Annotated in this window: 19 protein-coding genes; 6 read left to right on the top strand and 13 right to left on the bottom strand. The window is 66.1% G+C overall.

Annotation, left to right across the window (positions count from 1 at the left end; genetic code table 11):
* Positions 1-332 precede the first annotated feature (332 nt).
* The gene (locus AYJ57_RS04445) at positions 333-731 is read right to left on the bottom strand and encodes a MerR family transcriptional regulator (RefSeq protein WP_066101777.1); all 399 of its coding nucleotides are present in this window, start codon (positions 729-731) and stop codon (positions 333-335) included.
* Positions 732-990: 259 nt separating this feature from the next.
* On the bottom strand, positions 991-1362 hold the full coding sequence (locus AYJ57_RS04440) for a MerR family transcriptional regulator (RefSeq protein ID WP_066101775.1): 372 nt from the start codon (positions 1360-1362) through the stop codon (positions 991-993).
* A gap of 181 nt (positions 1363-1543) precedes the next feature.
* On the opposite strand from AYJ57_RS04440, the gene AYJ57_RS04435 reads away from it, so the two are divergent.
* The 3 genes from AYJ57_RS04435 (at position 1544) to AYJ57_RS04425 (ending at position 3967) form a co-directional block, all read left to right on the top strand.
* Entirely contained in the window at positions 1544-2020 is a 477-nt protein-coding gene (locus tag AYJ57_RS04435) for a PaaI family thioesterase (protein ID WP_066101773.1), read from the top strand.
* Complete coding sequence (locus AYJ57_RS04430) at positions 2017-2526, top strand: PaaI family thioesterase (RefSeq protein ID WP_066101771.1); 510 nt, start codon at positions 2017-2019, stop codon at positions 2524-2526. Before AYJ57_RS04435 ends, AYJ57_RS04430 begins: the two co-directional genes overlap by 4 nt.
* Positions 2527-2629: 103 nt before the next feature.
* Positions 2630-3967: an MATE family efflux transporter gene (locus AYJ57_RS04425; protein ID WP_066101769.1), complete on the top strand. Its 1338-nt coding sequence runs from the start codon at positions 2630-2632 to the stop codon at positions 3965-3967.
* A 99-nt stretch (positions 3968-4066) separates the two neighbouring features.
* Here AYJ57_RS04425 and AYJ57_RS04420 read toward each other — a convergent pair whose 3' ends face one another.
* From AYJ57_RS04420 to AYJ57_RS04405, 4 genes are all read right to left on the bottom strand, one after another.
* Entirely contained in the window at positions 4067-4606 is a 540-nt protein-coding gene (locus AYJ57_RS04420; RefSeq protein ID WP_066101767.1) for an adenine phosphoribosyltransferase, read from the bottom strand.
* 23 nt (positions 4607-4629) lie between these two features.
* Positions 4630-5253 carry a LysE family translocator gene (locus AYJ57_RS04415; protein WP_066101765.1) on the bottom strand — a complete coding sequence of 208 codons (624 nt, stop codon included), beginning with the start codon at positions 5251-5253 and terminating at the stop codon, positions 4630-4632.
* Positions 5250-6122 carry an S-methyl-5'-thioadenosine phosphorylase gene (locus AYJ57_RS04410; RefSeq protein ID WP_066101762.1) on the bottom strand — a complete coding sequence of 291 codons (873 nt, stop codon included), beginning with the start codon at positions 6120-6122 and terminating at the stop codon, positions 5250-5252. Before AYJ57_RS04410 ends, AYJ57_RS04415 begins: the two co-directional genes overlap by 4 nt.
* Positions 6123-6183: 61 nt before the next feature.
* A complete protein-coding gene (locus AYJ57_RS04405; protein ID WP_066101759.1) occupies positions 6184-6924 on the bottom strand; it encodes a sulfite exporter TauE/SafE family protein in 741 nt (246 codons plus the stop codon).
* Positions 6925-7148: 224 nt separating this feature from the next.
* On the opposite strand from AYJ57_RS04405, the gene AYJ57_RS04400 reads away from it, so the two are divergent.
* Entirely contained in the window at positions 7149-8768 is a 1620-nt protein-coding gene (locus tag AYJ57_RS04400) for a SulP family inorganic anion transporter (protein ID WP_066101754.1), read from the top strand.
* Between the two features lie 229 nt (positions 8769-8997).
* Here the strand turns inward: AYJ57_RS04400 and rpe are convergent, their stop codons facing one another.
* From rpe to AYJ57_RS04365, 7 genes are all read right to left on the bottom strand, one after another.
* Positions 8998-9693 carry a ribulose-phosphate 3-epimerase gene (gene rpe / locus AYJ57_RS04395; RefSeq protein WP_066101751.1) on the bottom strand — a complete coding sequence of 232 codons (696 nt, stop codon included), beginning with the start codon at positions 9691-9693 and terminating at the stop codon, positions 8998-9000.
* A 37-nt stretch (positions 9694-9730) separates the two neighbouring features.
* On the bottom strand, positions 9731-10666 hold the full coding sequence (locus AYJ57_RS04390; RefSeq protein ID WP_066101749.1) for a 2-hydroxyacid dehydrogenase: 936 nt from the start codon (positions 10664-10666) through the stop codon (positions 9731-9733).
* Between the two features lie 18 nt (positions 10667-10684).
* Positions 10685-11824, bottom strand: coding sequence for a rod shape-determining protein RodA (gene rodA, locus AYJ57_RS04385; protein WP_066101747.1), 1140 nt, complete (start codon positions 11822-11824; stop codon positions 10685-10687).
* On the bottom strand, positions 11821-13740 hold the full coding sequence (gene mrdA, locus AYJ57_RS04380) for a penicillin-binding protein 2 (RefSeq protein ID WP_066101744.1): 1920 nt from the start codon (positions 13738-13740) through the stop codon (positions 11821-11823). Before mrdA ends, rodA begins: the two co-directional genes overlap by 4 nt.
* Positions 13737-14279, bottom strand: coding sequence for a rod shape-determining protein MreD (locus AYJ57_RS04375; RefSeq protein WP_066101741.1), 543 nt, complete (start codon positions 14277-14279; stop codon positions 13737-13739). The genes mrdA and AYJ57_RS04375 overlap by 4 nt, the downstream gene beginning before the upstream one ends.
* Positions 14272-15228 carry a rod shape-determining protein MreC gene (mreC, locus tag AYJ57_RS04370; RefSeq protein ID WP_066106645.1) on the bottom strand — a complete coding sequence of 319 codons (957 nt, stop codon included), beginning with the start codon at positions 15226-15228 and terminating at the stop codon, positions 14272-14274. The genes AYJ57_RS04375 and mreC overlap by 8 nt, the downstream gene beginning before the upstream one ends.
* 130 nt (positions 15229-15358) lie before the next feature.
* The gene (locus AYJ57_RS04365; RefSeq protein ID WP_066101739.1) at positions 15359-16405 is read right to left on the bottom strand and encodes a rod shape-determining protein; all 1047 of its coding nucleotides are present in this window, start codon (positions 16403-16405) and stop codon (positions 15359-15361) included.
* A 399-nt stretch (positions 16406-16804) separates the two neighbouring features.
* On the opposite strand from AYJ57_RS04365, the gene AYJ57_RS04360 reads away from it, so the two are divergent.
* Positions 16805-19309, top strand: a complete 2505-nt coding sequence (locus AYJ57_RS04360; protein ID WP_066101737.1) for a GcvT family protein — start codon at positions 16805-16807, stop codon at positions 19307-19309.
* 239 nt (positions 19310-19548) lie between these two features.
* Positions 19549-20247 carry an outer membrane beta-barrel protein gene (locus AYJ57_RS04355; RefSeq protein ID WP_217621106.1) on the top strand — a complete coding sequence of 233 codons (699 nt, stop codon included), beginning with the start codon at positions 19549-19551 and terminating at the stop codon, positions 20245-20247.
* The last annotated feature ends 36 nt before the right edge of the window (positions 20248-20283 follow it).

Below are 20283 nucleotides of genomic sequence, written 5' to 3'. Positions count from 1 at the left end.
CGGATCGAGGGGCATAGCCCGCAGGCGCGCGCGTCCGAGGGGGGACCGGTGGGCGCTGGAACCGCGCGCGATTGGTACTTACGGCTTACTGGGGTTTCCGGCTTGATGGTGCTCACGGGCGGTCGTGGCGCGGGCGGTGGGCAAGCGGCCCGCTATGCCAGACGCAAAACTATGCCAAATACAAAACCGCCCCGGTGGATCCGCGGCCCGTCGCAAGCGACGCATAGCGGATCCGCATCCGGGGCGGTCATGGCGGGCGTTGCGCCCTGATATGTCCCTGGCATCGGGTCTCCTCCTCCCGTCCGCCAAGGCCTGCCGTGATCCTTGCGGGATCAGCCGGCCTTGCGCTGTTCCATTTCCCCGAGCATCCGCTCTCCCCAGGCGAGTTGCTCTTTCAGCTCTTCGATCGCCATCGACAGGTCATCGCGCTGACGGATCATGTCGGCGAGACGTTGCTGACCGATCTCGTGGCTGCGCGCGATCTGCGTGCGCTGCTGGTCGCCCTTGTCATAGAGCTCCAGAAGCTGGCGGATTTCCTCAAGGCTGAATCCAAAGCGCTTGCCGCGCAGGATCAGCTTGAGCCGGGCGCGGTCGCGCCGGGTAAACAGACGTTTCTGTCCCTCACGGATGGGAAAGAGCAGCTCTTTCTGCTCGTAGAAACGCAGGGTCCGCGGGGTCACCTCAAAGAGGTCGCACATTTCGCGGATGGTCAAAAGTTGGTCGTCACTCATGTCAGGTCTTCTACCTCACTTCGCGTCAAGATGACGGGTGACCTGCGCCTTTCATGACAATCCTACAACTGCCCCCTATCCTTTTGAGACCGGGACGCGGCGTCATTTTTGGATTTACGTAACTTCCTTACAGGTCACGCGACCGAAGCGGGAATTTTCTTTCTCTGGTTGAGAGGGGATTCAGCCATGCGAAGCCCGGAATGTGTCATCGGGCGAAACAGCCAAAGCGGTTCAGATCGCGCTGTTTACCTGATTCGGGTTATTCGCCGAGTTGCCGGGCCGTCAGATCCCGAAGCGCTTTGAGCTCGTCGATGGCCTCTTCGAGCTGCGCGCGCTGTTCTGTAAGCTGGGTTAACTGCCGGTCGGCCATCTCCACCCAAGTGCGCATTTGCGCCTCGGTGCCCTCGCGTTCGTACATCTGCAGCCATTGCCGGATCTCTTCGAGCTGGAAGCCGAACTTGCGGCCGCGCAGGATCAGCGTCATCCGGGCGATCTCGCGGGCGCCATACCAGCGCGAGCGGCCCTCGCGCTCGGGGCTGAGCAACTCGATGTATTCGTAATAGCGCAAGGTTCGCGGCGTCACGTCGAAGCGCGCGCACATGTCCTTGAAGCTGAGAGGTGTCTCGCTCATGGGTCCTCCTGACGTACCGGAAAGGTAATGCGGCACTGCGGCGAGGGCAATGGCACCCGGTGACAGCCAGCGGCACCCGGCACATGAGCCGCGCACGGGCCGCGCATGGGGCCACGCAGGGGGCGCCTTGCGATGGGCGGCGCGCCGCCGCATAAAGACGCAAGACGGAAAGGAATTCGGCATGTCCACCAAGCAAGAGCCGGGCGCGGAACCGGTCCGGGAATTGGCCCAGGATCTGACCCAGTCTGAGGCGCTGATCCAGCGTCTGCCGCAGGCGCGGGCGCTGGGGCTGAGGATCACCGCTTTGGGTGAGGGCCGCGCCGAGATCCACATGCCGTTTCACGCGCAGCTCGTGGGCGATCCCGAAACCGGGGTGATCCATGGCGGCGCGGTCTCGACCCTGATGGACACCTGCGGCGGTGCCGCGGTCATGGCGCATCCGCTGGTTGCGGGCGCCACGGCGACGATCAGCCTGCGCATCGACTATCTGCGTGCCGCGACGCCGGGGCAGGGGATCACCGCGCGCGCCGAATGCCATCATGTGACCCGCTCGGTCGCCTTTGTGCGCGCGCTGGCGCTGGACGAGGACGAAGAGAACCCGGTCGCCATGGCCACCGGCACCTTCACCGTGCCGCAGCTGCGCGAGGCGCGCTCATGAGCCGGTCCCGTCCCGAACCTGTGCAGGTGGTCAAGCAGCGCCGCGACACCGCGCTGCGGGCGCTGGCGGGCGGTGTGCCCTATGTGAATTTTCTCGGCATCACCTTCGACCGTCGCGGCGACGAACTGACCGGCGTGCTCAACTACGATGAGAAGCTCATCGGCAACCCCGACCTTCCGGCGCTGCACGGCGGGGTGACCTCGGCCTTTCTCGAGGTGACCTCAATCATCACGCTGAGCTGGATGAGCCTTTGGGACGATGTCGAGTCGGGGCGCCTCGATCTGGGCGATCTCGAAGAGGGGCGGCTGCCGCGCCTGCCCAAGACCATCGATTTCACCACGGATTACCTGCGTCCCGGTCTGCCGCGCGATGCCTATGCGCGCGCCCGGGTCACCCGCTCGGGGCGGCGCTACGCCTCGGTCCACGCCGAAGCGTGGCAGGACAACCGCGACCGGCCCATCGTGCAGGCGGTCGGGCATTTCCTGATGCCGTGGGACGAGGGCTGAGCGAGGGCTGAGGGCGCATCGCGCCCGGGGCCTCAGCTGCGCTCGCTCTGCGCGGTCATGGCCCCTTCCGCCCGCCGCGCGCAGGTGCTAGCGATCCGCCATCATGACCGCTGAAGCCACGCCCAAGGCGCCCCCGCTGAGCCATTCCCGAGTGCTGCAGATCGCCGTGCCGATCCTGCTGTCGAATATCACCGTGCCGATCCTCGGCGCGGTGGACACGGCAGTGGTCGGGCAGATCCCGCAGCCCGAGCCGATCGCCGCCGTCGCCGTGGGCGCGGTGGTGCTGTCGTCGGTCTATTGGGTGTTCGGCTTTCTGCGCATGGGCACCGTCGGGCTGACCGCGCAGGCGCGGGGCGAGAATGACGCCTGCGAGGTCTCGGCGCTGCTGGCCCGCTCGCTGCTGATCGGCCTTGCGGGCGGGGTCCTGCTGATCGCGCTGCAAGCGCTGATTTTCCGCGGCGCCTTCGCGCTGTCGCCAGCCTCGGCAGAGGTCGAAGCCATGGCGCGCAGCTATATGCAGATCCGCATCTGGTCGGCCCCCGCCGCGGTGGCGATCTACGGGCTGACCGGCTGGCTCATTGCGCAGGAGCGGACGCGGGCGGTGCTGGCGCTGCAACTGGGCATGAACCTCGTCAATGTGGTGCTCGACGTGGCGCTGGTGCTTTGGGCGCATATGGGAGTGGAGGGCGTGGCCATCGCCACCTTCGCCGCCGAATGGACCGGGCTGGCGCTTGGCATCTGGCTGTGCCGCGACGGGTTTCTCGGCGCGGGCTGGCGCAATCGGGCGCGGGTCTTCGATCCGGCGCGCTTGCGTCACATGGCGGCGCTCAACGGCGACATCCTGCTGCGCTCGCTGATGCTGCAGGGCATTATGGTCTCGTTCATGTTCGTCGGCGCACGCTTTGGCGATGTGACGCTGGCGGCCAATCAGGTGCTGATGCAGTTCCTGCTGATCACCACCTATGCGCTCGACGGCTTTGCCTTTGCCGCCGAGGCGTTGGTCGGGCAGGCAGTCGGCGCGCGCGATCTGGCGCGGCTGCGCCGCGGCGCGCAACTGGCGGCGATCTGGTGCAGCCTCGTTGCGCTGCTGCTCTCGGCGGTGTTCTGGGTCGGCGGGCCCGCGCTCGTCAGCCTGATGACCGTGGATCCGCAGGTGCGCAGCATGGCGCTGGCCTTCCTGCCGTGGATGGTGGCGACGCCGGTGCTGCAGATCATGGCCTTCATGTTCGACGGCATCTTCATCGGCGCGACACGGGCCGGGGACATGCGCAATATGATGGCGGTCTCGACGCTGATCTATGCCGCGGTGCTGGTGCTGAGCCTTGGCCCCATGGGCAACCACGGTCTGTGGCTGGCGTTTCAGGTCTCTTTCCTTGCGCGCGGGCTGACGCTGGCGCTGCGCTACCCGGCGCTGGAGCGGTCGGTGGCGGCAGGGGTGTAGAGAGGGGGCGCCGCCCCCTCGCCGCTGTGCGGCTCACCCCCGGCGTATTTTTAAAGAGAAGAAGACCCGAGCGCGCGGGCCAGGCGCGCGGGCAGGCGCTCAGAGACCCTCATAGGCGCAGAGCGTGTGCACCGTCACGCCCATCGCTTCGAGCCGCTTGCGGCCACCGAGGTCGGGCAGATCGACGATGAAGGCGGCGGCGGTGACATTGCCGCCAAGCCGCTCGACCAGCGAGACCGCCGCTTCGGCGGTGCCGCCGGTGGCGATGAGATCATCGACCAGCAGCACCTGATCGCCCGGGGTGATCGCATGCTCGGAGAGTTCGACCGTCGCCTCGCCATACTCCAGTGCGTAGCTTTGCGAGATCACCGGCGGCGGCAGCTTGCCCGCCTTGCGCAGCGCGGCAAAGCCCACCGAAAGCTGATGCGCCACCGCGCCGCCGAGCAGGAAGCCGCGCGCTTCCGGGCCCAGCACCTTGTCGTATTTCTGCCCGGTGAAGGGCAGCGCAAGCTGGTCCACCGCGAGGCGGAACCCCTGCGGGTCGGCGCAGAGCGGCGTCACGTCGCGGAACAGGATGCCCGCATGCGGGTAATCGGGGATGGTGCGGATATAGTCGGGGATGCTCTTGGGCGGTTTCATCGGTCGTCGGTTCCTGTCGGGCCTTAGGCGGCGCGGCGCAGCGTTGCGGTGAGCACTCCCATGGCGATCAGCGCCGCGCCACCGGAGCGGGTGATCCATGCAAGCACGGCGGGGCGGTCGATCATCCGGCGCAGCCGGTCCGCCGCGAGGGCATAGGCCAGCACATTCAGCGCGGCAAGTGTCACGAAGGTGCTGATCAGCAAAGCAAACTGCGGCAAAAGCGCCGCGCCCGGGTCGACGAACTGCGGCACGAAGGCGATGAAGAAGGCGATGCTCTTGGGGTTGAGCGCGGTCACCGCGGCGGCATGGCGGAATACGCCGCGGGCGGTGATCTCGGTGTGCGGCAGGCGCAGCCCGGCGCCGGGGGCGGAGCGCAGCAGCTTGATCCCGAGCCAGACCAGATAGGCGGCGCCGAGCCATTTCAGCGCGGTGAAGAGCATGGCCGAGGTCAGCACCAGCGCGCCAAGCCCCGCCAGCGACAGCGACATGGCGGTGAAATCCCCCAGCGCCACGCCCGCCGCCGAGGCCAGCGCGACCGACCGTCCCTTGGAGAGCGCGTAGCTGAGCACCAGCAGCACCGTCGGGCCGGGGATGAGCAGCAGCGCGGTCGAGGCCGCGACGAAGGTCAGCCAGAGATCAAAGCTCACAGCAGCCTCCCCGCCACCGCGTCGAGCTTTGCCAGCACCGCCGGATCGCGCGCATCCGGGGCGGTGATCAGCGCATGCTCGAGCGCCCGGTCGCAGCCATGCGGGCAGGGCGCGCGCTCGGTGCCCAGCAGCGCGGGCAGGCGCGAGACCAGCGCGCGCGCCTTTTCGGCGTTGCCATGCAGCACTTTGACGATGTCCGAGACCTGCACCGCGCCGTGTTCTTCGTGCCAGCAATCATAGTCGGTGACCATGGCGACCGAGGCATAGCAAAGCTCGGCCTCGCGGGCGAGCTTGGCCTCGGGCATATTCGTCATGCCGATGACATCCGCGCCCCATTGCGTGCGGTACATCCGCGACTCCGCCAGCGTGGAGAACTGCGGCCCTTCCATCGCCAGATAGGTGCCGCCGTCATGCACGGTGATCCCGGCGTCGATGGCGGCGGCCAGCACATGGGCGCCGAGCCGCGCGCAGGTGGGATGGGCCAGCGAGACATGCGCCACGCAGCCGCTGCCGAAAAAGCTTTTGTCCCGCGCGAAGGTCCGGTCGATGAACTGATCGACGATGACGAAATCGCCCGGCGCCATCTCCTCGCGGAACGAGCCGCAGGCGGAGACCGAGATCACATCGGTCACCCCGAGCCGCTTCAGCGCGTCGATATTGGCGCGATAGGGCACGCTGGAGGGCGACAGACGGTGGCCACGTCCGTGCCGCGGCAGGAACGCCATCTTCACGCCCGCCAGCGTGCCGGTCAGCACCTGATCCGACGGCGCGCCCCAAGGCGTCTCGACGGTGACCCACGCGCGGTCTTCCAATGCGTCGAGGTCATAGACCCCCGAGCCGCCGATCACTCCGATCATCGTCTGCGTCATGCCTGCTCTCCTTTCGGGCGCAGCCTGCCTTGGCGGCGCGCGGAAGAAAAGGGGGCTCGGCTCAGGCGATGAGTTCGCGCGCGCCGCGGAACAGCAGGATCACTGAGAGCAGAAAGAGAAAGCCCTGAATGATCCGCATATAGAGCGCCTCGGGCAGCCATGCGGTGAGCTTGCGGCCCGCTATGGTGCCAATGATCCCCGCCACCGCCAGCCCGGCGATCAGCCCCCAGTTCAGCCCGTCAAGCTGGCCGATGGCGTAATAGGCCGGCAGTTTCACCAGATTGCCCACGGCGAAGGAGATGGCGATAGTCCCGGCGAACTGCAGCTTCGGAAGCTGCTGCGGCAACAGATAGGCCTGCGCGGGCGGCGCGCCGCTGTGGGTGATGAAACTGGCGATGCCGGTGGTGGCGCCCCAGAACACGCCGGGGGCGACGCGGGGCTCGGCCTTTTCGCCGCTGCCGCGCGCGAACCATGTGCGCAGGCAGTACCAAAGGCCGATCGCGCCGGTGAAGAGCAGCAGCACGCTTTCGGGCGTGTAGGGGGTGATGAGCGTCGCGATGCCGACGCCGAGGACGATCGACGGGGTCAGGATGGCGAGGTTGCGCTTGGAGTAATTGTGCCGATAGAGCCAGACGCCGATCCAGTCGGTGACGATATAGACCGGCAGCAGCGTCGCCGCCGCCTTCACCGGGCTCATGAAGAGCGCCAGCATCGGCACCGCGATGGCGGCGGCAGAGGCCAGCCCGCCTTTCGACAGGCCGACGATCAGCGCGGCGATGACCAGAAGGAGGGTTTCGTTCACGGGATACTCCTTGACGCAACGTGACCTCCCTGTGGGGGCAACATGTGGCGCGGGCCGAGGATTGCCCGTTTGACGGGCTCACACTCGCGCGAGGCGCGAGATCCGCTGGCGCATCCGCATCATCCCTCGTTCATCTGGTGAAAAATCGCGCGCGCGGGTGGCGAAATGCGCCGAGGTGCCTTATGGGCAAGGCCGCGCGCAACAGTTTGAACGGATAGCTCTCCATGGCCAAAGCCCTCCTGGCGCGATACGCCAGCCGCATTTCGAAACCCGACCTGAGCCTCTCGCCAACCACTCGGCTCACCCCCGCCCAGATCCGCACCGATGTGCTGTCGGGGCTGACGGTGGCGCTGGCGCTGGTGCCCGAGGCGGTGGCCTTTGCCTTCGTCGCCGGGGTGCACCCGCTGGTCGGCCTTTATGCCGCCTTCCTCGTCGGTCTGATCACCGCAGTGCTCGGGGGCCGTCCGGGGATGATCTCGGGGGCCACCGGGGCGCTTGCTGTGGTCATGGTGGCGCTGGTCGCCGATCACGGCATCGAATATCTGTTTGCCACCGTGGTGCTGATGGGCATCCTGCAGATCATCGCCGGGGCGCTGCATTGGGGCAAGTTCATCCGTCTGGTGCCGCATCCGGTGATGCTCGGCTTCGTCAACGGGCTGGCCATCGTGATATTCATGGCGCAGTTGACCCAGTTCAAGGTGCCGGGCACCGCGCAGCCCGGCGTGTCGCCCGGCGAATGGCTTTCGGGTCTGCAGCTTTGGACCATGCTGGCGCTTGTGGCGCTGACCATGGCGGTCATCTGGCTGCTGCCCAAGGTGACCAAGATCATTCCCGCGCCGCTGGCGGGCATCGCGGTGACCGCTGCCATCGTCATCGCCTTCGGCCTCGATGTGCCGCGGGTGGGGGATATGGCCTCGATCGAGGGCAGCTTCCCGCCGTTCCACATTCCGGCGGTGCCGCTGAATCTGGAGACGCTGCACATCATCCTGCCCTACGCGGTGATCCTTGCGGCGATCGGCCTGATCGAGAGCCTGCTGACGCTCAACCTCGTGGGCGAGATGACCGGCCAGCGCGGCGGCGCCAGCCAAGAGTGCATCGCGCAGGGCACCGCCAATGTGGTCACCGGCTTCTTCGGCGGCATGGGCGGCTGCGCGATGATCGGCCAGTCGATGATCAACGTGAACTCCGGCGGACGCACCCGCATCGCCGGTATTGTCGCGGCGCTGTTCCTGCTGTCCTTCATCCTCTTCGCCTCACCGCTGATCGAGATCATTCCGCTGGCAGCGCTTGTTGGCGTGATGTTCATGGTGGTGATCGGCACCTTCGCGTGGAACTCGCTGCGCATTCTGTTCCGCGTGCCGCTGACCGACGCGTTCGTCATCGTGCTGGTGACCGTGGTGACGGTCTTTGAAGACCTTGCGGTGGCGGTGGTCGTCGGCGTCATCGTCTCGGCGCTGGCCTATGCGTGGAACAACGCGCGGCGCATCCATGCCAAGAGCTACACCACGCCCGAGGGCGCGCGAGTCTACCAGATCCAGGGCCCGCTGTTCTTTGGCTCGACCGATGGCTTTGCCGAGATCTTCGACGTCGACGGCGACCCCAAGTCGGTGATCGTAGATTTTGCCGACAGCCGCGTGGTCGACCAGTCGGCGCTGCAGGCGATCGAGGCGCTGGCGGCGAAATACGAAGCCGCGGGCAAGAAGCTGCAGCTGCGCCACCTGTCGCGCGACTGCCACCGCCTGCTGACCAAGGCCGGGCATCTGGTGGTCGACAGCGATGACGATCCCGATTATGCGCTGGCCGCCGATTATCACGTGCGTACGGGCATCCTCGGCGGGCACTGAGCTCTGAAAGCCAGGCACGAAAAAGGGCGCTGCGAGAGATCGCGGCGCCCTTTTTATGTCCGATAGAGGGTCAGAGAGGAGAGGGGCTCTGCCCCCAAGGCGCTGCGCGCCTCCCCCCGGGATACTTCTGCCAAGAGGAAGGAGCGAATCTCGGGCTTCCTTTTGGAGTAAATATCGCCGCCGGAGGCAGGCCGGAGCGCGCCGCCAGCGGGAGGTTCGAGAAGACGGCTCAGGCGCCGACGCTGGCGCGGATGGCGCGGATGTTTTCGCCGTAGGGCGCGGGGTTCTCGACTGAGCCGCCGCGGAACACGGCAGAGCCTGCGACCAGCACATCGGCGCCAGCTTCGAAAACCAGCGGCGCTGTGCTGGGATCGACACCGCCGTCGATCTCGATGTGGATCTCGCGATCGCCGATCATCTCGCGCAGTTTGCGCACCTGTGCCACTTGGCTGTGGATGAACTTCTGCCCGCCGAAGCCGGGGTTCACGGTCATCAGGCAGACGAGATCACACAGATCAAGCAGCGGGGCGGCAGCTTCGACCGGCGTGCCGGGGTTGAGCGCGAGTCCCGCCTTGGCACCGGTGGCGCGGATCGCCTGAAGCGTGCGGTGGGTGTGTGCACCCGCTTCGAGATGGGCGGTGATGATGTCGGCACCGGCGTCGGCGAAGGCCTCGATGTACGGATCCACCGGCGCGATCATCAGGTGCACATCCATCACCGTCGAGATATGCGGGCGGATCGCTTTGACCAGCGGCGGGCCGAAGGTGAGGTTGGGGACGAAATGCCCGTCCATCACATCGACATGGATCCAGTCGGCGCCCTGCGCCTCGACGGCGCGGATCTCGGCGCCGAAGTTGGCGAAATCGGCGGACAGGATGGACGGGGCGATCTTCAGCGAGCGATCGAAGGTCTCGGGCAGGGGCATGGCGGCAGCATCTCCAGTTCAGATGCGCCGCGCCTTATCAGTATCCCGCGTCCCGGTCCACAAGATGCAGCAAGGGCTCGCCTGTGACGCCGCGCCGCACGTTCTCGGCGATGACCCGCGAGGCCGAGTCCGCGCGCGTCTCGGCGGCGATATGCGGCGTGACGGTGACCTTGGGGTGATCCCAGAACGGATGGTCCTGCGGCAGCGGTTCGATCCGGAACACGTCGAGCGTGGCGTGGCCCAAACGGCCGCTGTCCAGCGCTGCCAGCAGGGCCTCGTCGTCGATCAGCTGGCCGCGGCCGGGGTTGACGATGCAGGCCCCCTCCGCCAGCTGCGCAAGCTCTGTGGCCCCCAGCGTGTTCTCGGTCTGCGGGGTGAAGGGCAGCAGCGTGACGACGATCTGCGCGCCCGCCAGTGCCTCGCTCAGCCCCTCGGAGCCCGACAGGCAGCGCAGGCCTTCGATCTCGCGCGGGGTTCGGCTCCAGCCGGTGACCGGAAAGCCGATCTGCGCCAGTTGCCGGGCGCAGGCGCGGCCCAGCATGCCGAGGCCCAGCACCGTGACGGGACGCTCGCGCGCCAGTGGCGGCGCCTTGTTCACCCAGGCATGCGCCGGGTTCACGATATGCGCGTCCATCCCAAGGTGGTGGCGCAGCACATGTCCGGTGACATATTCCACCATGCCCTGAGTCAGCCCTTCGTCATCGACCATCCGCGCCAGCGGCACGGTGAGCTTGGGATTGCCGACGATCTTTTCGACCCCGGCCCAGAGGCTCAGCACCGCCTTGAGGCGTGGAAAGGGCGTGAAGTCCGTCAGGCCCGAGGAGGGCGCGTAGACCACGTAATCGACCTCTTCGGCGGGAATGTCGCGGGCGAGGCGGTAGTCGATCCCGGTGGCGTCCAGCGCCTCGGTCAGCGGCGCGCGATAGGCGTCCCAGGCGTCTTCCGGGGCGGCGAAGAGGATGGTGGTGGTCATGGAAGTCCTTGATAGTTCTCAGCGGGGCCGATGGATACAGGCACTCTGTACCAGTCCGAAGGCGATCATCAACACCAGCATCGCCGAGCCGCCATAGCTGACCATCGGCAGCGGCACGCCGACCACCGGCGCGAGGCCCATGACCATCGACATGTTGACCGCGAAATAGAGGAAGAAGGTCAGCCCGATGCCCAGCGTCAGCAGCGAGGAGAAGCGGTCGCGGTTGCGCAGCGCGGCAAAGATGCAGAACAGCAGGATCAGCACGTAGAGCGTCAGCAGCGACATGCCTCCGACAAAGCCGAACTCCTCGGCCAGCGTGTTGAAGATGAAATCGGTGTGTTTTTCGGGCAGGAAGTTTAGCCGTGACTGGGTGCCCTGCATGAAGCCGCGCCCGGTCCAGCCGCCCGAGCCCATGGCGATCTTGGCCTGCGTGATGTGATAGCCCGCGCCAAGCGGATCGGTCGAGGGATCGAGGAACGTGTCGATGCGCTTGAACTGATAGTCCTTGAGCAGCTGCCAATCGGTGCCGCGCGACTCAAAGACCGTGTAGATCGTGCCCACGCCCGCGGCGATCACCACCGCGAAATAGGCCCAATGTACCCCGGCGAGGAACATGATCAGACCGCCGCCGATCATCAGCAGCAGCGCGGTGCCGAGGTCGGGCTGGATCAGCGTCAGCCCGGTGGGTGCGAGGATCAGCAGGATCGGCAAGAACACCCAGAGGGGGCGCGAGGTCTTCTTCAGCGGCAGCCAGTCGTAATAGGCCGCCAGCACCATCACCAGCGAGATTTTCATCAGCTCGGAGGGCTGCAGCCGCATGAAGCCGATGTCGATCCAGCGCTGCGCGCCCATGCCCACGGTGCCGAAAAGTTCCACCGCCACGAGCAGCGCCAGCGAGCCGAGGTAGGCGAGCACCGACAGGTTGCGCCAGAGCCAGATCGGCACCATCGCGACGACGAACATCGCCGCGAGGCCGAGGCCAAAGCGCTTCATCTGCGGCTCGGCCCATGTGTCGAGCCGTCCGCCCGCCACCGAGTAGAGCATCAAAAAGCCGACGCAGGCCACGGCGGTCAGCAGGATCACCAGCGGCCAGTTGATATAGAGGACCTTGCGCCAGCCCGTGGGCGTGGTCTTGACGTTATATTCGAGATAGCTCACGCGCGCCCCCGGACCTGTTCCGCGCGTTCCCGGCGCTCGCGATCGAGCCGTTCCTGCAGTTCCTTGATCTTCTCGTGGTCGGACGAAGGGTAGGCATCAAGCGGCGGCGTGCCGCCATAGAGCGCCTGCAGCGCCACATCGCGCAGGATGGGGGCCCCCGCCGAGGAGCCGCCGCCGCCGTGTTCGACGACGACCGAGACCGCGATGCGCGGCGCGTTGACCGGCCCATAGCCCACAAAGAGCGCGTGATCTCGCTCGACCCATGGCACGTCTTCGTTGCTGACCACGCGGTTGCGCACCTGAGCCGTGCCGGACTTGCCCGCGAGTTCGTAGCCCTCGGCCACCGAACGCGAGCGATAGCCGGTGCCGCGGGAGGTGTTCATCACCGACGACATGCCCTTGCGTACCCAGCGCAGGTGGTTGGGGTTGATGTCGAGGTCCTGCCCGCCGACAACTTCGGTTTCGACGCCGTCGATTGTCTTCACCAGCCGCGGGTGGATCTCGCGCCCGGTCGAGATGCGCGCGGTCATGATCGCCAGCTGCAGCGGCGAGGTCAGCACGAAGCCCTGTCCGATCGAGGCGTTGACCGTATCGCCGATCAGCCAGCCCTTGCCGCGCTCACGCTGTTTCCAGTCTTTGTCGGGCATGATGCCCGAGGTGACCGCCGACATGGGCACATCCGGCGAGGCACCAAGGCCCAGCCGCCGCCCGACGTCGGCGATACGGTCGATGCCAACCTTCAAAGCCACGTCGTAGAAGAACACGTCGCAGCTTTGCTGCAGCGCCTGTTCGAGGTTCAGGTGGCCGTGGCCGCGGCGCTTCCAGCAGTGGAACCGGCGCGAGCCGACCTCCATGTGACCCGGGCACCAGACCGTGTCGTCGGGCGAGAGCACGCCAGCCTCGAGCGCCGCCAGCGCGGTGACCATCTTGAAGGTCGAGCCGGGCGGGTAGGCGTCCTGCACGGTTTTCGACGCCAGCGGGCGGTGATCGTTCTCGCGTAGGATCGAATAGTCGCCCACCGAGATGCCGCGCACGAATTTGTTGGGATCGTAAGAGGGGGCCGAGGCAATCGCCAGCAGATCGCCCTTTTCCACGTCCATAACCACGCAGGAGGCGGATTCATGCCCCAGACGAGCCTGCACATAGTCCTGCAGATCGGCATCGATGGTCAGCTGGATGTCTGCGCCGCTGTCGCCCTCGCGGCGGTCAAGCTCGCGCATGACGCGGCCCACGGCGTTCACTTCGACGCGCTTAGCACCGGCCTTGCCGCGCAGCTGTTCCTCGTATTTCGACTCGACCCCAACCTTGCCGATCTGGAAGCGCGGGATGCGCAGCACCGGCTCGGGGTCCTCATATTTGGCAAGATCGCGCTCGGAGACCGGGCCGACATAGCCCACCACATGGGCGAAGTTGCCGTGCTGCGGATAGAAACGCGAAAGGCCGACTTCGGGCGTGACGCCGGGCAGGGCGGGGGCATTGACCGCGACGCGGCTGATTGCTTCCCAGCTCACGCGGTCGGCGATGGTGATCGGCAGGAAGGGCGCCGAGCGGCGCATCTCGGCCAGCGCGCGGTTAAGCTCGTCCTCGTCCAGTTCGACCAGTGCCGAGAGCTTGGCGATCACATCCTCGACGTCGCCGGCATCCTCGCGGACGATGGTGATGCGGTAGGTCGGCGTGTTCTCGGCGACGACCTTGCCTTTGCGGTCGAAGATGCGGCCCCGGCTCGGCGGGATCAGGCGGATGTTGATCCGGTTCTCTTCGGCCAGCAGGCGGAACTCATCGGCCTGATCGACCTGCATGTGGTGCATGCGCAGCCCGAGCATCCCGGCAAAACCAAGCTGCGCGCCGCCCAGCAGCAGCGCGCGGCGCGAAATCCTGCGCCAGCTGTCGGCGCTGTCCTTCTGGGTGCGTTTCACATCGGCCTCCCCGCGTGGTCGAAATCGCCCGGCGCCATGCGGCGGACGCCGAACAGCCCCTGCGACAGCAGGACGATCAAAGGATAGCAGATCACCGTCATGGCGTATCGCATGAGCGCTAGGAAAGACGTTCCCTCGGGCACGATCAAGAGGGCCAGCGCCAGCCGGAACAGGATCGTGATGACCGCAAGCACCACCGCCACGGCGATCCACTCTTGCAAGAAGGTGGTTTCGCGGCGCGGGCGGTCGCGGGACTTGAGAAACTCCGTGGCCATCAGCACCAGCAGCGCCCAGAGACCGGGCGGGCGCTGGAACAGAAGATCGCCCAGCAGCATCACCGCCGCCACCAGCAGCGCGGGCACATAGTCAGGCCGGCGCAGCGCCCAGGCAAAGCACAGGGCGGTCAGCACGTCGGGACCGGCATAGCTCGCGGGCATGAGGTCAAGCGGCAGCAGATGGTAGAAGATCAGCGCAAAAGCCAGTGCGACAAAGGTGGCGCGCATCATCCAGACCTTGGCCGGGCGGCTGCTTTCAGCCATTTCCGGCCTCCGCCCCGTCCTCCTGCACGTCGCTGAGCGGCGGCACGGTGGGATCGGTCTCGGCCTCGGGGGCGCGGCTTTCGGGCGGATGCTCGGGCAGGATCAACCCAGAGGGGGCATTCACCCGGCGTGCGCCATGGTCGCGCAGCACCCGCAGGAACTCCAGCCGCTCGTAGTCGGCGGCGAGCCGGACCCGCAGACGTCCGCCCGGATCCTGCGCCACCTGTCCGATCAGGATGCCCGGTGGAAAGACCTCGCCGTCGCCCGAGGTGACGATACGGTCGCCGGGCTTCACCAGATCGGGGTTCTCGAGAAAGTCGATCGGCGGGTTGGCGCTGTTGTCGCCCACCACCATGGCGCGCTGGCCCGAGGGCTGGATCGTCGCCGGGATGCGGCTGGTGGCGTCGGTGAGCAGGATCACCCGCGCGGTGTTATTGCCGACGCCCGAGATGCGCCCGACAAGCCCGATGCCGTCCATCGTGGCCCAGCCATCGACGATGCCATCGCGCGAGCCCACGTTGATCAGCACCGACTGCCGGAACGGCGAGCCGCTGTCGGCCAGCACCACGCCGGTGATATAGGTCAGACGGGGATCAAGCTGCACATTGTTCAGGTCGCGCAGCTTGGCGTTCTCCTGCTCGAGCTGCAGCGCCGCCTCTTTCCACGCGGTCATCTGGCGCAATTCGCGCCGGAGTTCCTGATTTTGCTCGTGGATGCGCTGGTAGGATTGGAAGTCGCGCAGGATCTTCACTGCGCCGGTCACCGGCGCCATCGCCCAGTCGAAGCCCGGCATCACCGTGTCGATCACCTGCGCGCGAAAGCGTTCGACCCGCGGGCTGTCGATCCGCCACAGGATGAACAGCCCCGCAAGGCACAGGATCAGCACCGCCAGAAGCAGGCGCTTCAGCGGGCCGGAATAGTCTTCGCCATTGCTGCCGTTCTTCGCCATGTTCTTCACGCCGGAGCGTGCCTTGGAGCCGCCTTCGGAGCCTGTGTCCTACAGGCCGCGGAGGAGGGCGCATAGCCGTGCCGCGCGCCCTCCAACAGTTCTGCCGCAGTCGCAGCCGTCCGCAAAGCGATCAGCTGTCGTAATCGATCGCGTGCTGCAGCTGCTTTTCGTACTCGAGCGCCTTGCCGGTGCCGAGTGCCACGCAGTTCAGGCTCTCTTCGGCGATGGAGACGGCAAGACCGGTCTGCTCGCGCAGCGCCAGATCGAGATCGCCCAGCAGCGCGCCGCCGCCGGTGAGCATGACGCCGCGATCGACGATATCCGCCGCCAGATCCGGCGGGGTCGCCTCAAGCGCCGACATCACCGCCTCGCAGATCGCCTGCACCGGCTCGGCCAGCGCCTCGGCCACTTGGGCCTGGCTGATCTCGGTTTCCTTCGGCACGCCGTTCAGCAGGTCGCGGCCACGGATCTGCATCGAGCTGCCACGCCCGTCGTCGGGCATGCGCGCGGTGCCGATCGAGGTCTTGATCCGCTCGGCGGTGGCTTCGCCCACCAGAAGGTTCTGCTGACGGCGCAGATAGTTGACGATGGCCTCGTCCATACGGTCGCCGCCGACGCGGATCGAGCGCGCATAGACGATGTCGCCCAGCGACAGAACCGCCACCTCGGTGGTGCCGCCGCCGATGTCGACGACCATATTGCCGGTCGGATCGGTGATCGGCATGCCCGCACCGATGGCCGCGGCGATCGGCTCGGCAATCAGCCCGGCCTTGCGCGCGCCGGCGCTCAGCACCGACTGGCGGATCGCCCGCTTTTCCACCGGCGTGGCGCCATGCGGCACGCAGACGATGATCTTCGGCTTCGAGAAGGTCGAGCGCTTGTGCACCTTGCGGATGAAATGCTTGATCATCTCTTCCGCTGTGTCGAAGTCCGCGATGACGCCTTCGCGCATCGGCCGGATCGCTTCGATCGAGCCGGGGGTGCGCCCCAGCATCAGCTTTGCATCCTCGCCAACGGCCAGCACCTTCTTGACGCCGTCCTTGACGTGATAGGCCACAACCGACGGCTCGGACAGAATGATCCCGCGACCTTTCACGTAGACCAGCGTGTTCGCCGTGCCGAGGTCGATGGCCATGTCCGCCGAGAAGGCGCCCATGAGTCTGTCCAGTCCAAACATTAAGTAGTCCCGCCCCAGAAATACGCATTTTGGCCCTCGACTCCCTGCGAGCGAAGGCCGGGGTCTTATAAGGCCGGACGGGCGAGCAAAAAAGCCCCCCCCTTACGCAAATGCGCGTGAAATCGCGTGTGCACGGCCGCTGCCCGGGAATCGGGCGGTTTGAAAACATCGCTCCGGGCTGCCGGCGAAGGCGGTAACAGCCCCCAAACCAAGGAGATGGCGGGAAAGTTCCCTTCCTCTTGGCGAAAATATCCCGGGGGTGAGGCGCGCCGCGCCGAGGGGGCAGCGCCCCCTTCGCTTCGCATGTCGCTTTCCAACCATGGAAAGTCGGGGCGATCCTTCGGCGCTGCAGCATCGCCCGCTATGGATCCGGCAAATGCCTGCGGGAGATGCGGATAAATGAAGACAGACGTGAAAGCCCTGGTGGTTGGCGGCGGTGCCGTCGGAACCTCAATTGCCTACCATCTCGCCAAGGCGGGCTGGTCCGACGTGATGCTGCTCGAACGTGACGAGCTGACCTCGGGCTCGACTTGGCACGCCGCCGGCCTGCTGCCTTATTTTAACATGAGCTATGCCACCACGCATATCCACGACTACTCGATCAAGTTCTACAAGACGCTCGAGGAAGAGACCGGGCTGAACGCCGGTTTCTCGGTGGTCGGCAACCTGCGCATGGCCCAGACGCAGGCGCGGATGGACGAATACGAGCTTTATGCCACCACCGCAGACACCTGCGGCGTGCCCTATGAGTTCATGACCCCCGCGCAGATCAAGGAGCGCTGGCCGCTGGTCAACACCGACGACCTGCTCGGCGCGCTCTATCACCCGACCGACGGCTACATTAACCCCGCCGACGTCACCATGGCGATGGCCAAGGGCGCGCGTCAGCGCGGCGTCATGATCGAACGCAAGTGGCAAGTCGACGGCTACGCGTGGAAGGGCGATCACTGGGAGGTGACCGTCACCAAGACCGCCGAGAAGGGTGGCAACCTCATCTCCACCGACGAGACCGTGGTGATCAAGGCCGAGCATGTGGTCACCGCCACCGGCAACCACGCGCAGCGCACCGCCAAGCTGCTGGGCATCAAGACCCCGGCGATCCCGGTCGAGCACCAGTTCATCGTCACCGAGCCCGATCCGGCGCTGGTCGAATACCGCAAGGCGGGCAACCCCGAGCACCCGGTGCTGCGCGATGCCGACGCCAAATGGTACGTCCGCGAAGAGCGCGGCGGCTGGATCCTCGGCCCCTATGAGCTTGGCGCCCCGGCCTGCTTCAAATACGGCGTGCCCGACAGCTTCCGTGCCGACCTCTTCCCGCTCGATCTCGAGCGGATCGAGGAAGAGTACATGAGCATGATCCACCGCATCCCGACCTCCGAGACGGTGGGCCTGAAGGACGATTTCAACGGCCCGATCTGCTACACGCCCGACGGCAACCCGCTGATCGGCCCGGCACCCGGCCTGCGCAACATGTGGCTGGCCGAGGGGTTCTCGTTCGGCATCACCGCCGCGGGCGGCGCGGGCTACTACCTTGCGCAGCTGATGACCGAGGGCGAGGCCGAGATCGACATGGGCAGCCTCGATCCCAAGCGGTACGGTCAGGACTGGATGACGACCGACTACGCCGTGGCCAAGAACGAGGAGGCCTACGAGCACGTCTACATCCTGCACCACCCCGACGAAGAGCGTCCGCGCGCCCGTCCGCTGCGCACCGCCCCCGCCTACGAGCGGCAGAAAGCGCTTGGCGCGCAGTTCGGCTGCGTCAACGGCTGGGAGCGTCCGAACTACTATGGTCCGCTCGACGCCGATGACAATTTCGACCATGACGCCCGCAGCTTCCGGCGCGGCGGCTGGTGGCAATACGCCATGGAAGAGGCCAAGGCGATCCGCGAGGGTGTCGGCATCATCGACGCCAGCGCCTTTGCCAAGCATGTGGTCAAGGGCCCCGGCGCCACCGCCTTCCTCGATCACCTGACCTGCAACAAGCTGCCCAAGGTCGGGCGGATCAACCTGACCTACGCGCTGTCGGTCAAGGGCACGACCCGCACCGAATACACCATCGTGCGTCTGGCCGAGGATGAGTACTATCTCGTCAGCGCCGGTGCGCTGCACGCCTACGATGAGGATTTCCTGCTCAAGGCTGCCGAGGACTTCGGCTTCGATCAGGGCTATTTCCACATTCAGGACGTGACCACGCAATGGGCGGTCTATGCTGTCGCTGGCCCCAAGTCGCGCGATCTGCTGAACGAGCTGGTGCGCGATGCCGAGCCGGAAACCGTGCTCAGCAACAAGCGCTTCCCGTGGCTGTCGATGCGCAACATCGAGCTGGGCATGTGCCCGGTCCGCGCCATCCGCGTCGCCTATACCGGCGAGCTTGGCTGGGAGTTGCACGTGCCGGTGGAGATGGGCCTCTACCTGTGGGATCAGCTGATGGCCGCAGGCGAGAAGCACGGGCTCAAGCCGGTTGGTACCCGCGCGCAGAACTGGCTGCGTCAGGAGAAGAGCTACCGCGCTTATGGCCACGAGCTTGGCCGCGACGCCACCCCGATGGAGGCGGACCTGCCGCGCTTCATCGACCTGTCGAAAGACTTCGCCGGCAAGGCCGCGATGGAAGCGACGGGCGTGCGCTCGAAATGCGTCACCGTCCTGATCGACGGGCCGGAAGACGCCGATCCTTGGGGCCGCGAGGCGCTGTTCGACGGCGAGACCCGCGTCGGGCGTCTGACCTCGGGCGGCTATTCGGTGGCCTTCGGCAAGTCGATCGGCATGGGCTATGTGAAGCCCGAGCAGGCGGTTGCGGGCACCAAGCTGAAGGTGAAGATGCAGGGCAAGCTTTGGGACGCCGAGGTGACCGAAGACAGCCCCTACGATCCCACCAACGCCAAGATCCGCATCGACGGCTGATCCTAGGCCTCACCTGACAAAGACCGACCGGTCGGCGCTTCTGCGTCGGCCGGTTTTCTTTTGACTCTTCGGCCCGCAACTGGCCTGTAAGCGGTGGTGCGCGCGGTGGACTACTCTCCTAAAACTGGTGCTTGCCGCAAAAATTCGCGCGTATACTATGAGGTTGAGCGTCACGGCCTTTTCAACGCCTGCAGCGGGCTGGCGCGGTATTTTTGAGCATATTTCAAAAGGACAGCGCCTTGGATTTTCCAACCAGCCGATATCGCGCGGGGCTTTGTGCCTGCCTGCTTTTGCTTAGCCTCGCAGCGCCCGCGCTGGCGCAGGAGGAAAAGAACCCCGAAGATCCCACGAAGATCGCCACCAAGGCCGGAGTCTCTTACTCTGACGAGCTGTCGATCTCGGGCTCGCTGGCCTTCGGTCCGGTGACCAAGCTGAACGCGCGGGTGTCGGAGAGCGGGCAGTGGTCGATCGGTGCCTCATATCTCTTTTCCTTCGCCATTCTGACCTTCTCGGCGTCGGAGAATGAGTTCGACAATGGTTCGGTGCAGACACGCTATTCGCTGGGAGGCTTCGTGCCGCTGACCGCCATGGGCCTCAAGACCGGCAAGTGGCAGCTGTTCTCTCCCTTCGGCTACACCTACAGCGAGGGGGAAGTGGCGGTAACCGATGTTGCCTTACAGGAAACCTTCAACGTTGAGGTCAGCAACAACAGCGGCTACGTGGGCCTCTTCGGCATCCGCCCGTTCAATGAGCGGCTGACCTTCCTCTCGGGCGGCATCTACACCCGCGGATCGGATGATTTTCAAGGTGTCTCGCTGGGCGCGGGGCTGTCGTATCACCTTGGCGAGAACGACACGGTGGCGCTCTTCGGATCTTACATCGACAATGATTTCGGCGAGGAGCAGAAGCTCGGGGTCTCTTACCGGCACGAGTTCTGACATCTGTCGCCATCTGCCGCCGGTCCTTTGCGGTTG

Origin of the sequence: Salipiger sp. CCB-MM3, assembly GCF_001687105.1 — a bacterium.
In the GTDB taxonomy this organism is placed as follows: Bacteria; Pseudomonadota; Alphaproteobacteria; order Rhodobacterales; family Rhodobacteraceae; genus Salipiger.
Note: the sequence above shows the minus strand (reverse complement) of the source record. Positions and strands in the feature narration are given on the sequence as shown.